Annotated in this window: 15 protein-coding genes; 9 read left to right on the top strand and 6 right to left on the bottom strand. The window is 56.7% G+C overall.

The features are described 5' to 3' along the window. The first annotated feature begins 435 nt into the window (after nt 1–435). From nadE to ACKGJP_RS33660, 5 genes are all read left to right on the top strand, one after another. On the top strand, nt 436–1,245 hold the full coding sequence (gene nadE, locus ACKGJP_RS33680) for an ammonia-dependent NAD(+) synthetase (protein WP_409343091.1): 810 nt from the start codon (nt 436–438) through the stop codon (nt 1,243–1,245). Nucleotides 1,246–1,324: 79 nt separating this feature from the next. Continuing rightward, nucleotides 1,325–1,573, top strand: a complete 249-nt coding sequence (locus ACKGJP_RS33675; protein ID WP_409343090.1) for a hypothetical protein — start codon at nt 1,325–1,327, stop codon at nt 1,571–1,573. A 191-nt stretch (nt 1,574–1,764) separates the two neighbouring features. Then, complete coding sequence (locus tag ACKGJP_RS33670) at nt 1,765–2,169, top strand: DoxX family protein (protein WP_409343089.1); 405 nt, start codon at nt 1,765–1,767, stop codon at nt 2,167–2,169. Nucleotides 2,170–2,339: 170 nt separating this feature from the next. Next, nucleotides 2,340–2,804 (top strand): holo-ACP synthase, encoded by a 465-nt coding sequence (gene acpS / locus ACKGJP_RS33665; RefSeq protein ID WP_409343088.1) that lies wholly within the window; start codon nt 2,340–2,342, stop codon nt 2,802–2,804. Between the two features lie 118 nt (nt 2,805–2,922). Then, nucleotides 2,923–3,087 carry a hypothetical protein gene (locus ACKGJP_RS33660; protein WP_409343087.1) on the top strand — a complete coding sequence of 55 codons (165 nt, stop codon included), beginning with the start codon at nt 2,923–2,925 and terminating at the stop codon, nt 3,085–3,087. 77 nt (nt 3,088–3,164) lie between these two features. Here the strand turns inward: ACKGJP_RS33660 and ACKGJP_RS33655 are convergent, their stop codons facing one another. The 4 genes from ACKGJP_RS33655 to ACKGJP_RS33640 form a co-directional block, all read right to left on the bottom strand. Further along, entirely contained in the window at nt 3,165–3,560 is a 396-nt protein-coding gene (locus ACKGJP_RS33655) for a c-type cytochrome (RefSeq protein ID WP_409343086.1), read from the bottom strand. Nucleotides 3,561–3,713: 153 nt separating this feature from the next. After that, nucleotides 3,714–4,415, bottom strand: coding sequence for a c-type cytochrome (locus ACKGJP_RS33650; RefSeq protein WP_409343085.1), 702 nt, complete (start codon nt 4,413–4,415; stop codon nt 3,714–3,716). 94 nt (nt 4,416–4,509) lie between these two features. Continuing rightward, the gene (locus ACKGJP_RS33645; RefSeq protein WP_409343084.1) at nt 4,510–5,085 is read right to left on the bottom strand and encodes a hypothetical protein; all 576 of its coding nucleotides are present in this window, start codon (nt 5,083–5,085) and stop codon (nt 4,510–4,512) included. Between the two features lie 8 nt (nt 5,086–5,093). Further along, entirely contained in the window at nt 5,094–5,957 is an 864-nt protein-coding gene (locus ACKGJP_RS33640) for a helix-turn-helix domain-containing protein (RefSeq protein ID WP_409343083.1), read from the bottom strand. Between the two features lie 503 nt (nt 5,958–6,460). On the opposite strand from ACKGJP_RS33640, the gene mutY reads away from it, so the two are divergent. The 3 genes from mutY (at nt 6,461) to thrC (ending at nt 10,172) form a co-directional block, all read left to right on the top strand. After that, the gene (mutY, locus tag ACKGJP_RS33635) at nt 6,461–7,648 is read left to right on the top strand and encodes an A/G-specific adenine glycosylase (RefSeq protein WP_409343082.1); all 1,188 of its coding nucleotides are present in this window, start codon (nt 6,461–6,463) and stop codon (nt 7,646–7,648) included. A 431-nt stretch (nt 7,649–8,079) separates the two neighbouring features. Continuing rightward, a complete protein-coding gene (locus ACKGJP_RS33630) occupies nt 8,080–8,847 on the top strand; it encodes a DeoR/GlpR family DNA-binding transcription regulator (protein WP_409343081.1) in 768 nt (255 codons plus the stop codon). A 47-nt stretch (nt 8,848–8,894) separates the two neighbouring features. Next, nucleotides 8,895–10,172, top strand: coding sequence for a threonine synthase (gene thrC, locus ACKGJP_RS33625; RefSeq protein WP_409343080.1), 1,278 nt, complete (start codon nt 8,895–8,897; stop codon nt 10,170–10,172). A gap of 99 nt (nt 10,173–10,271) precedes the next feature. Here the strand turns inward: thrC and ACKGJP_RS33620 are convergent, their stop codons facing one another. Together ACKGJP_RS33620 and ACKGJP_RS33615 are read right to left on the bottom strand one after the other, a co-directional pair. Continuing rightward, a complete protein-coding gene (locus tag ACKGJP_RS33620) occupies nt 10,272–11,027 on the bottom strand; it encodes a spore coat protein (RefSeq protein ID WP_409343079.1) in 756 nt (251 codons plus the stop codon). Nucleotides 11,028–11,072: 45 nt separating this feature from the next. Further along, entirely contained in the window at nt 11,073–11,303 is a 231-nt protein-coding gene (locus tag ACKGJP_RS33615) for a hypothetical protein (protein ID WP_409343078.1), read from the bottom strand. A gap of 161 nt (nt 11,304–11,464) precedes the next feature. Here ACKGJP_RS33615 and ACKGJP_RS33610 point away from each other — a divergent pair, with 161 nt between their 5' ends. Then, entirely contained in the window at nt 11,465–12,694 is a 1,230-nt protein-coding gene (locus ACKGJP_RS33610) for an NAD(P)/FAD-dependent oxidoreductase (RefSeq protein WP_409343077.1), read from the top strand. Nucleotides 12,695–12,707 lie beyond the last annotated feature (13 nt).

Below are 12,707 nucleotides of genomic sequence, written 5' to 3'. Positions count from 1 at the left end.
CGGCTGGAAGACCGGTAGGTAACCAAGACCAAGACGTAACAGAAAGCAGGGAAGGTGAGAAGAGGAGGCGGGTATGGGGTGGAAGAGTGGCTGGAATCCCATACCCGTCCCCCTCTCCCACGCGCAGACGTAAATCGTACATCAAGGACGCCTCAAGGTGTTTTTCATATCCTCGGTTGCGGCTCTCCACCTACGGTAAACGCCAGCGTCAAAAGACGCCGGTAGGCGTTTATCCTTGCCAAGTCGGAACGATAGATCTACCCCGCAAACGCGGTTGTTCGACAAAGTGCTCGCGTAGTCGTTTTTGCCCGAAAAGGCGTAGGGCGGCTAGTGCCGTCACCGGAGGCCGGAGTGGAGTTGTTTTATTTTCCTTGTACGGATAAAAGCGGTATAATCAAGGGAGAAACGATTGCACGCAAAAGAGGTGGAGAGACGATGAGCTTACAGCAGGACATTATCAACCGGCTTGGAGTCAAGCCGGAAATCGATGCGGATGCGGAAATTCGCAAGCGGATTGACTTCTTGAAGGAATATGTGCTCAAATCCGGAACGAGCGGGCTGCTCATCGCCATTAGCGGCGGCATCGACAGCGCAGTGGCGACCGGACTTTGCAAAAAAGCGACCGACGAGCTGACGGCGGAAACCGGCAAGGAGTACATCACGCTCGGCGTTTTCCAGCCTTACGGGGAGCAGGTCGATATTTCCGACAGCTACGCGGTGGCTGAAGCCTTCAAGCTGGACAAGAAGGTGGAAACGAACATCGAGGAAGCGGTTAACGAAACGGTGCTCGAATCCGAATTCGCACTAAAGTCGATCGGGATCCACAAGCATTTGAGCCGCGGAGGCAAAGGCAACGTGAAAGCCCGCACCCGTATGGTCGTCCAGTATGCGCTCGCGTTCGAGCTTAATTTGCTAGTCGTCGGAACGGATCATGCTTCGGAAGCGATCACCGGATTTTTCACGAAATACGGAGACGGCGCCGTCGACATTACCCCGCTCAGTTCGCTTAATAAGCGGCAAGTACGCCAGCTGGCTTCTCATCTAGGCGTTCCGCAAAGCGTGCTCGACAAAGCCCCGACCGCCGGCCTGTGGGACGGGCAAACGGATGAGAACGAGCTCGGCATTACCTACGGCGATAACAGCAGCTATCTGGAAGGCAAGGAGATCGATCCGGCTGCCAAAGAAAAGCTCGAGAAGCAGTACTTGAAAACCGAGCATAAGCGCTCACCGATTCCGGGCATCTAAGCCAAATCGAACTCATCATGCGGCATTAAAGAGCTTAACAATCGCGGCGGCGAAGGCCGACCTATTGGAGGGGAACCGAATGGAGCAATCATTCAGCGCAATCATGGACCGGCTGATAGCCGAACAAACGACGGTAACGATCGGCGCGGGCGAGAACGAATTGATCGGCATGATCGTAGCTTTCGACCGGAGCGCACAAGTGTTTACTTACGCGGAACGCAGCGGGCAAGTCAAACACCTGATACCTCTTGCATCGGTTCGCAGCATCGGCATCGAAGAATCGGCGGCGGGTACCCTGTCCGGCTACCTGGAATTGTTCAAGCGTTAAGCATAGTAGAGGAAACCGTTTTGACGGCCTGCAGCCGTTGGAACGGTTTTTTTGTGCGCGCGGAGGAAGACGAACGAGGCGTGCCCCGTTCTCGGTAAAAAACTTTTAATAAGCAACTTGACATAAGTAAGTTTTATAAGGTAATATACTTACAATTAGTAAGTTATAAAATATAGGTTAGGGGTGATCGTATGGTGAAGCAAAGCTTGTTTTTTACGTTGATGAGGGTCGTGGTCGGCATTATATTTCTTGCTCATGGTATCGATAAGCTGGAAAGCGGGCTGGACAATATTTCAAGCTGGTTCGGAAGCGTCGGGCTGCCGCCTTTCTTGGCCTTTTTGGTCGCTTATGTGGAGATGCTGGGCGGAGCGGCATTGATCGTCGGGCTAGGCTCGCGCTGGGCTGCAATTGCCTTTGCCGTCATTATGGTTGGGGCGATCGTGACGGTCAAACTGCCTGCAGGCCTTCTGGGCGACGGTAAATCGGCGGGCTATGAGATCGATCTTGCCTTGCTGACGGCCTCTCTCTATATAGCTGCAAATCCTAGGCTGGGATACGGTCTTGGTCAGCTATTCGACAACGGAGGGAAAGCGTAACGCCGTTGCTCGTTTGAGCACAACGCGCTGCCCCGGTGCAAATTGCGTCCGAATCGGGTACACTGGTGATAAATCCGCCTGATCCGTCAAACGGCCGGCACCCTAGAGAAATTCGGGAGGTAGCCAAAGCCGGGATAAGGCCGGTCACTTTACTATCGGGAATGATTGCGTTGATTATCGGAGTAGGCATCGATTTGCTGAATATTGACCGTGTAGGCAGGCTGCTGCGGCAAGCCTCAGGGGAACGCTTTATCGAACGGGTGCTGACGCCCGGGGAGAGGGAGCTGCTCGAAAAACGGCTCGGCGTCTCCATCCCGGAGGCGATGGCCGCTTGGCATGAAGCAAGCTCGGCCGGACAAGCCGCTGCGCCTAGAACGGGACGGCTCACGGAGTTTGTAGCCGGGCGGTTCGCCGCGAAGGAAGCCGTCGTTAAAGCGCTTGGCTGCGGAGTTGGAAAGGCCGTCGGCTTTCAAGATATCGAGGTGCTGCCGGACGCTCTGGGCAAACCGGAAGTGCGGCTTTCGGCTGCCGCCTCTGAGCGGCTTGCATTCGGCGCGGGATTCCGCATACATCTCAGCATTACGCACAGCAGGGATACGGCCGGCGCCTATGCGGTGGCGGAGCGGATCGATTAACGGTTCCGGAAGGAAGCGGGGCGGCGAATCGTGCTTGCCGCATAACGGGCTGCCGGAAGGGACATGCTAGGAACGGGCTGGAACGATAAGGATACCCGTTCTCTGGAGGTGATCCCGCTTGGAGCAATCGGAGCGCACCGGCAGCTCGGTTCCGCATCTGCCGGATTGGGATTGGTTTTTGGACTGCTTGCGGCAAGAGGATATGACTGCACCTGAGCAAAGCGTCTCTTCACATGGGCATGCGCAGGAAGGCGAGTCGCTGGACTGGGTAACGTATACTTAGAAACCGGATAAGCCAAAAAGGCAAACACCCGCATCGCCGTTTCCGGCGATGCGGGTGTTTGCCTTTTTGCGGGGCGATTACTTTTTGGCAGCTAGCCAATCGGCAAGGGCGTTGATTTCCTCGTCCTTCAGTTTTCCTTTGAATGCCATCATGCCGCCGCCGCCGTTCGAAATTTGATTGACGATTTTGTCCTTGGATAGCTTCGTGCCCACCTTGGAAATATCGGTGTTCGGACCCATTTTCCCTTGCAGATTATCGCCGTGGCAGCTGATGCAATTTTGCTTGTAGACCGCTTGCGCATCGACTGTGCCCGCAGACCCGCCCGGGGAAGGGGATGGACTTCCCGTTATTCCGGCCGTCGCGCCCGGAGACGGCGAAGGGCTCTTGGCCGGTTCGCTTTTCTTGCCGCAGCCGCTGGCCATAATAGCGCATAGCAGCAACGCGACGAGCATCGCTTTAGACTTGTTGTTCATGCTGCGTTTCCTCCTTGAGTGACCGCCCTGGAGCGGCTTTCATCGCCTTGAGCGGAAAGGATTCCGCCTTCATGGTTAGCATAACCATCGCCGCGACGCTCATTCATCGGAAGTGTTTGCAGCAATCCGCAAGAAGAGACCGGTATGATTTACTTATTTTTTGGCTGCAAGCCATTCTGCAAGAGAGCTAATCTCGTCGTCTTTTAGTTTCCCTTTAAAGCCGGGCATTTTACTGCCGCCGTTCAAGATTTGCTCGGCAATTTTGTCCTTGGACAGGCTGGCGCCGATTTTCTGCAGATTCGGCCCGCTTTTGCCGCTCAGATCGACTCCATGGCAGCCCGTGCAGCTTTGTTTAAACAAAGCTTGCGCCGCTTCGGCAGGATCTGCTTTAGGAGTGGCGCTGGCGGACGGCTGGACCTCCGGCGCCTTCGTTGCCGGCTGAGCGGTCGGTGCCGTACTTGGCGACGGGGCGGCCGTTGACGCTGCGGTTGCCGCAGGCGAAGCCGAGGGCGCGGCCGGTTTGGCGCTTGCGGAAGGCTGTGCGGATGCGCTGGCAGAAGGCGCTGACGAAGCCGCCGCCGACGGGGACGCCGATGGCGACGAGCTCGCCGTAGGGGAGCTGCCGGATGAAGCGGGCGTTACAGACGCCGTCGGCTTGGCGCTCGGGGAGAGCGTTGCTGCCGGAGCGGCACCGTTTTCTTTGCCGCCGCATGCGGTCAGCGCTGCGATTAAAGCTGCGGAAACAAGGGCAAGAGCCATTTTTCTCATATACAACCGCACCTCCACTTGGTAAACCATAGAGAGGCGAGCGATGTTCGCCCTGCCATGGTAGTACGTATCGTATTCTCGGTGCAAGGCCAAAATCCTTCTATTCCGACCAGCAAACAAATAAAATAGGCTATCGCATCTGCCTCAAAGGGGCAGTGGAATAGCCTGTTTATTTGTTTCGTTATTGTTTAACCGATGCTGATCCGCGCGCCATCCGTCCCAGCAGCCAACCGCACGCGACGAGACTGGCTCCACCGAACAAGCCGAGCACCTCCACGGAAAATCCGATGTACAACGATCCGACGATCGCGCTTAGAGCAAACAGCCATAACCCCAAATAAATGAACGTCCGTCCGGCGAATACGCCTAGCTGTACATAGAAGAAAGACAGCAGGAGGGAACGGAACAGTTCGCGAAAATAGGGGTCGACGGCATTCAGCCGTTCCAACAGCACGACGGCGGCGGCCAGGATGAGCGCGGGAAGCAGGTTGACGAGACCTGAGGCAGCGCCCTGATCCCCTTCCGCTTGAGCTTTGTTTCCTAACGCGCTGCGTATCAAAATGCCGATGCTGAGCAGAACGGCAAGGCCTAGTAAAGCAACGTCGAGCCAAGAGGGGAATTTCCATTTTCCGATGATTGCGGTAATCGAGACGATCATCCACTCCGCCCCCCATACGGCGAAAAGCGGCAGCCAAGGCTTGGCTATATGTATGTAAGCGTGCGCGGCTTGTTGCCGCGTTATATTCGTTTTCGGCATTCCATCACCTATTCTCCGGGCCTGATAGGCGCGACACGGTATTTTTTGGCATACTCCCGCGGCGACAGCCCTTCTATTTTTTTGAACATGCGGCTGAAATAAAATTCGTCGGTATAGCCGACGCTGTTTGCGATCGACTTGAGCCGATAGTCGGAAAGAACGAGCAGCTCCTTGGCGCGGTCGACGCGCAAGTGAGTCAAGTAGTCGATCGGGGTGTAGCCGATAACCTTCTTGAACAGGCGGGAATAATGGCTGACGCTAAGGCCGGCCATGCTGGCGAGTCCCTCCAGCGTAAGCGGTTCGCGGTAATTCGTCGTCATATAATCCTGCGTCGATTCGATGGCGGCTGTGGCGTCGCCGGCGATTTTCTGCGCACGAAAATCCTGGACGAGCGCGAGCAGCAGCTCATGCAGCAAAATATTGCGCCGCATCGCGGTCATATGACCCCTGCGCTTCCAAAGAATGACGAGCTGCTCCATCATATAAATGAGTTGAGGCGGATTTTGTACCGTGTACATGCCGGCCAGCGGAAACGGGCTTTCGGCTGCGCTGCGGGAAATCCATTGTTCCTTCTCCTCGTAAGTTTCCGTATAATGAAAACGGAGCAGGTAGTATTCCAGCGGGTTATCGGAATCCGTGCGCCGCTCTACGACGGTTCCCGGAGTAAAGAAAAAAATTTTGCCCGGCTCTGCGGGATAATTCGTGCCGTCGATTGCGAACGACCCTTTGCCTTTAATGATAAGCCAGAACGAAGGGTGGCGGATCGTGCGAAGCGGCTGGTACCAGTCCGGACCGCATTTTTGATGGCCGATCAGCAGGATCGAGAACACCAATTTATTCAGCTTGGCGGCTAATTCGCCGGGCGTCAGCATGGGACAAGCCTCCTCCCGCGCGACTGCGGGTCTTTCGGAATACTTCCCCATTATAACACAGCCGGCCGCTGCTTGCTCCCGCCTTTGGATGCAGGACAGGGGACGCTTCATAGGCGGGAGCATGGAGATGCGGGTGAATAGAGGGACGGAAGAAACGGACTGCATGGGAAGATGGATATGGAAGAGATGAATGTAAGAGATAAATGATGAACGTAAGAGATGAATGTAAGAGATAGACGGAAGCGATAAACAGAAGAGTTAAACGTAAGAGTTGAACGGAAGAGATAAACAGAAGAGATAAACAGAAGAGATAAACAGAAGAGATAAACAGAAGAGATAAACAGAAGAGATAAACAGAAGAGATAAACAGAAGAGATAAATAGAAGAGATAGACGGAAACGGTATAGTCGGACGTCAAAAAGAGGGATAAGGGCCCTGACAGCGAGTGCGGAGAGAAGCGGCGGAAGGTTCGCCAATTGCCATAACTTGAAGAGGAGAACAACATGGAGAGCCAGGATCTGAAAATATTTTATGCAAATGGTTTACTTGCTTGGTATAAAGCGAATAAACGCGAACTACCGTGGAGAAGAAGCAAAAATCCGTACTACATTTGGGTGTCGGAGGTGATGCTGCAGCAGACGCGCGTGGACACGGTCATTCCGTATTACCACCGGTTTCTGGAGAAATTTCCGACAGTCGAAGCGCTGGCCGAGGCCCCCGAGGAAACCGTTCTGAAGGCTTGGGAAGGGCTGGGCTATTATTCGCGGGCCCGGAATTTGCAAGCGGCGGTGCGGGAAGTGCACGAGCAGTATGGCGGCGTCGTTCCCGCGGTGAAGGACGAGATCACCTCTCTGAAGGGCGTCGGACCTTACACGGCGGGCGCTGTGCTCAGCATCGCTTACAATAAGCCGGAGCCTGCGGTCGACGGGAATGTGATGCGGGTGCTGTCGCGCTTTTTCGTACTGGAGGATGACATCGCGAAGCCATCGACCCGGATCAAAATCGAGCGCCTGGCGCAGGAGCTTATCCCCGAAGGGGAGGCTAGCGACTTCAATCAGGCGCTTATGGAGCTGGGCGCGACGGTTTGTACGCCGCGCTCGCCGCACTGCTTGACCTGCCCGGTCATGGAGCGCTGCGGCGCTCGTCTTGAGGGCAGGGAAGCAGAGCTGCCGATTAAGACCAAGGCGAAGCCGCCGCGGCCGGAGGCCCGGGCGGTTGCCTTGGTCGAAGGCAGCGGGCCGCACGCGGGCAAGCTGCTCGTGCGTCAGCGTCCCGAAGACGGGCTGCTCGCCCGGATGTGGGAGCTGCCGCACGTGGCGCTCGCGCAGGGCAAGCCCGGCGGAGCGGCCGCGGCGGCAGGAGAGCTCGCCGCGACGCTGCAGGCACAAGCTGCTGCCGGCGGGGCCGCAGCTGTGGCGGGCGCCCATGCAGCGAGCATGTCTGCGCTGCGGGCGGAGCTTGCGGCGTCGGACGGCGTCGACGTCCTCCCGGCGGAGTGGCTGCGCGATGCGGAGCATACGTTCAGCCATATCCGCTGGAACTTGGCCGTCTACCGCTGCCGCTTGAACGAGCAGGCGGCGGGCATGGCTGCCCTGCCGCCGAATTACCGCTGGCTCCATCCGGACGAGATGGAGCAGTATGCATTCCCGAACGTCTTCCTGCGCATTCTCGCGGACTGGTGGGAGCTGTAGCGGCTGCCTCGGGTCGGGTGCCCCGAAGGAAGAGCCCCCAACGTCGTTTAAATCGTCCATTTCACGCAGAAATGGGGAAATAGACGACGTTAGGGTCTCGTAAAGGGGGCGTTTGGCCCGTCTGGGGCGGGCTGCCCCTGGAATAGAAGCCCCCAACGTCGTCTAAATCGTCCATTTCACGCAGAAATGGGAAATTAGACGACGTTAGGGGCTCGTAAAGGGGGCGTTTGGCCCGTCTGGGGCGGGTTGCCCCCGAAATAGAAGCCCCCAACGTCGTCTAAATCATCCATTTCACGCGGAAATGGGAAATTAGACGACGTTGGGGTCTCGTAAATCAATCCTTCATGAAATCATGAAGGATTTTTTGTGTAGAAAACAATAAAAATTAATGATAAAGTAATAAATAACAATAAAAAGTAAGAGGTGTCTGGATGAGCGACGGCGAGCAGCGATACGGTGACGAACGCAGGGAACTGATAATGGCGCAGCTTCATGAGCAGGGCAGGGTACAGGTGAAGGCGCTGGCCGAGCGGTTTAAAGTGACGGAGGATGCCATCCGCAAGGATTTGCGAGCGCTGGAAAGCGCCGGCATGCTGAGCAAAACGTACGGCGGCGCCGTCCTGTCCGACAAAGTGTCGGCGTTCGTCCCGTACCGGGACCGCGGCGAGCCGGAGCGCAAGCGCCCGCTCGCTCGGGCGGCGGCGGCCCTGATCGAGGAAGGGGACACCGTTTTCGTCGAGTCGTCCAGCTATACGAACCTGCTGCTGCAGGAGATCAAGCCCCAGCTGAACGTGACGGTCGTAACGAACAGCATATACGGGCTAGCCGATTTGGTTCGCAAAGTAAATCTCGTCCATGTCGGGGGAGCCGTTCATCCCGAAGATGAAGCGTGCTACGGACCGTTCGCGCTGCAAACCCTTGCGCAAATGAACTTCGACAAATGCTTCCTGAAGCCGGCCGCGATTTCGGCGGAAGGGCAGGTGACGACAGGCTTGCAGGAAAGCCTGGCGATCAAGCAGGCGGCTATGCGGCAGTCGAACCATACTGTTATTTTGCTTGACGCAGCGGATTGGAGCCGCCGCGACCGCTACAACGTCTGTACGCTGGGAGACATAGGAACGGTCGTCTCGAATACGCAGGACGAAGCGGCGCTGCGCTTGCTCGAAGCAAGCAAAACCCGGTTCGTTCCGGGATCGTAATCTTATCCGGATCGGCGAAACGCAATGGAACGAAGGGGGCATTTTAAATGAGACTTGTATGCATCGAATGCGGACGAACGTATTCGGCTGCCGAAAATCGGTATGCTTGCGATTGCGGCGACATGCTGGAAATTGTGCACGACTATGGCGCGATGGACGGGGAGAAGCTGAAGCGGCTGTTCGACAAACGGTTGAGCGAACGGATGACGCTTCATTCGGGAGGCGTATGGCGGTACAAGGAGCTGATCGCTCCGGTGCTGCCGGAACCGTTCGTGACGACGAAATACGAAGGGAATACAGGATTGTATGAAACAGAAGCGTTGAACCGCTACGCGGGAGTCCGGTCGTGCCGGTTCAAGGCGCAGAGTGAAAATCCGAGCGGGTCGTTCAAGGACAACGGGATGACCGTCGCCGTTTCATACGGCCGTTCGCTCGGTTATGACCGCTTCGTCTGCAGCTCGACGGGCAATACGTCGTCCTCTTTGGCGATGTATGCGGCGCTTGCCGGGATGACCTCGCTCGTACTGATGCCGGACCGCAACATTTCGCTGAATAAGGTGCTTCAGACGCTGGCATACGGCGCTCGCGTCGTATCGTTTCCCGGGACGTACGACGACGGCATAGCCTTTTTGAAGCAGTCTGCGGAAGAGCTAGGCTTGTATGTATGCAATTCGATCAATCCTTGGCGAATCGAAGGCCAGAAGAGCATCGTCTACGAGACGGCGCAGAACATGGGCTGGACGCTTCCCGACTGGATCGTCGTTCCCGGCGGCGCGCTTAGCAACGCGACGGCGCTCGGCAAAGGGCTCCGCGATCTGTTTACGCTGGGGCTCATCGACAAGCTGCCTCGGGTCGCGATCGTACAGGCGGACGGGGCGAGCCCGTTTCACCGGATGATCGAGTTGGGCGGCCGCAATTTCGTCCCGGATCCGGCGCCGTATACGCGCGCCACCGCCATGAATATCGGCAATCCGCCAAGCTGGCGCAAAGCGCTCCGAGGAACGGTCGAATACACGAACGGCGTGACGGTATCCGTGTCGGACGAAGATATTTTTAACGCCAAGGCGCTGATCGACAGAAGCGGGATCGGCTGCGAGCCGGCTTCCGCCGCGACGCTGGCCGGCTTACGGAAGTTAACCGCGCTTAAGATTGTGGATTCCGACGAGACCGCCGTGTGCATCTTGACGGGGAACGTGCTCAAGGATACCGATGCGATTCGCGACTATCATCTAGGCGATTCGGCAGAAGCGGCTTACCCGAACCGGATTCGTCAGACCGGCTTGAGCGAGCGGGAGCTTCGCGGGCTTCTTGAGGAACATCTTTAACGCAACGAATGGTGAATGCCCCTAACCTCGCAAGCAGCATAAAGAAGCCTCCGGCATCCCGGGTGAACGCGGGACCGGAGGCTTCTTTGCGAATCTTCTTTACATAAAGTAAGGCGCCTGCTTGGGCGGCTGGTTCTGCTGCTGCATGTACCCGGCTCCCTGCTGTCCTTGCTGCCGACCGCCGGACTGCCCTTGAACGAAGCCGTGCTGGGACGAGTGCTGCGGCGAGAAGGTCGGCTGCATGTGCTGCCCGTAGGACTGGGCGATCTGCATTTGTCCGGGCACTTGTTGCTCGGACTGCCCTTGCTGCGGCGAGAAGGCCGGCTGCATGTGCTGCCCGTAGGACTGGGCGACCTGCATTTGTCCGGACACTTGTTGCTCGGACCGCCCTTGCTGCGGCGAGAAGGCCGGCTGCATGTGCTGCCCGAATCGTCCAGCCTGTCCAGCTTGCATTTGCCCCGACTGCCCCTGCTGCGCAAAAGCGGACTGCATGTATCCGCCCGGCTGTTCGTTTGGCGCGCTCATGCGCCGGCTGACCAGCTGCTCCGTTTGCTGCTCCGTTTGCTTATATTGCTGCAGCTGCTTGTCGATTTCCTGACGCAGCGCGGGCGACGCCGTGTTGTACATGTTTTGCCGCTTCATAAAATCGTAAAGCTCTCCTTGCAGCTTGAGCGTGCCGTTCAGCAGCTGCGTGAACGTTTGGCGGACGATCGGGCAATTCGACTCGGTCACCGCCGTTGCGTACTCGCGGGTAGACCTTTTCAAATCGGCTAAAATGGTGTACAACATGTCTTTTTCCGGAATGAGGCCAGCGGATTGCTGCTGTTGTTGCTGCTGCTGCGATTGTTGGTACAAGGGTATCCCTCCTGAAAGAGTTTGTCTGACGGGAATGAAAGGGACCTATTGCAGCTGAGGCTGAGTAGGCGCCATCTGGCGGTGCTGGTCCAGCAGGTGCATCAGCGTTTGGTAGTGCTGCGTGTGCGTTTGCAGCATCTGTCCGCAAAATTGGAGGGTTGCCGCATTTAGCGTCGTGGCCGAAGCGGCATAGCATTGCTTGATCAGCAAATCCTCATTTGACATACAGTCTGCGACATACTCCAACTCCTTGGCCGTTAGCGGTTGCGCATGCATAATCTTGTCTTCCTCCCTTCTATTTTCCGCAAAGTAGTATGCCCGGTTGCCCTGCCGATATGTAACATCCCCTGGTGCGGGAAGAGCTGTAAACGAATGGAATAGGGGGTTGCGCGGCGGTATATAATACATTCAACTTTGGCGTAAAAGGGGTTTGCACATTGAATCTTAGCACGGGTTTTTTGTTATGGCCGGACACCTTGCCGCATGTGCCGGTTTATCCGCCGCTGGAGGAGGACACGGAGTGCGAAACGCTTGTAATCGGCAGCGGAGAGGCGGGGGCGCTATGCGCCTTTGGCTTAACCGAGGCAGGCGTAAAAACGATAGTCGTCGATAAACGGCATATAGGATTCGGCAGCACGAGAGCCAATACCGGTCTTATCCAATATGCGAACGATAAAGAGCTGACCTCATGCATACGAACCTTCGGACAAGATAAGGGCATTCGCTTTTACCGTTGCTGCCAGCGCGCTGTCGGCGAGGTCGGGGACATATGCGGCAAGTTATCGATCGATCCCGAGTATGTCAGGAGGGACAGCCTCTACTTCGCTTCATGCCCGGAAGACGCGGTCCGGCTTCAAGAAGAATACGAGGTTCTCATCGCGAACGGCTTCCCCGTCGAATACTTGTCGCCGGAGCGGATCAGCGACAGGTTCTCCTTCCGCAAAGCCGGTGCGATCTATTCCCGAGGCGACGCGGAGGTTAACCCGTATAAGCTGGCGGTTTCCCTGATCGATGCGGCGGTTCGGCGCGGAGCCCGGGCATACGTAAATACGGAAATCGTCAACCGCCGCGAAGAGGGCGGCCGGCTTGTTTTTGTTACCAAGGGCAATCGGCGGATCGTTGCGAACAATGCCGTATTTGCGACGGGCTACGAAACGCAGCAGATCAAAAGAAATCCGAACGCCGTGCTGTCCAGTTCTTTTGGAATCGCGACCCAGCGGCTGGACACCTTCGAGGGCTGGCACAACCGGTGCTTGCTCTGGGAAACGGCGCGTCCTTATCTGTACATTCGCACGACCCCGGACAACCGGATAGTCGCCGGTGGATTTGACGAAGATGTGATCGCTCCGAAAGAACGCGATGCCATGCTTGAACGCAAACGCGATCTGCTTGTGAAGGCGCTGCAGGAGCTGTTTCCGAGGATTCCCGAGCTTAAGGCTGAGTACTACTGGTCTGCGACATTCGGCAGTACGCATGACGGCTATCCGCTGATCGGGATGCAGGAAGACTTCCCCGGCTGTTACTTTGCGCTAGGCTACGGGGGCAACGGAACGGCTTACAGCACGATCGCGGCTTCGGTCATTACCGGTTTGATTACGAAGGGACATCATCCGGACGCGGACCTGTTTCGGTTCGAACGGGATAAGTATGCGACTGCAACCGTTTAAAGCCGTTAAAGAT

It is taken from the genome of Paenibacillus litoralis, assembly GCF_046244365.1.
Classification (GTDB): domain Bacteria; phylum Bacillota; class Bacilli; order Paenibacillales; family NBRC-103111; genus Paenibacillus_V.
The sequence above is the reverse complement of the archived record's forward strand: the minus strand, read 5'-3'. Positions and strand labels throughout refer to the sequence as shown.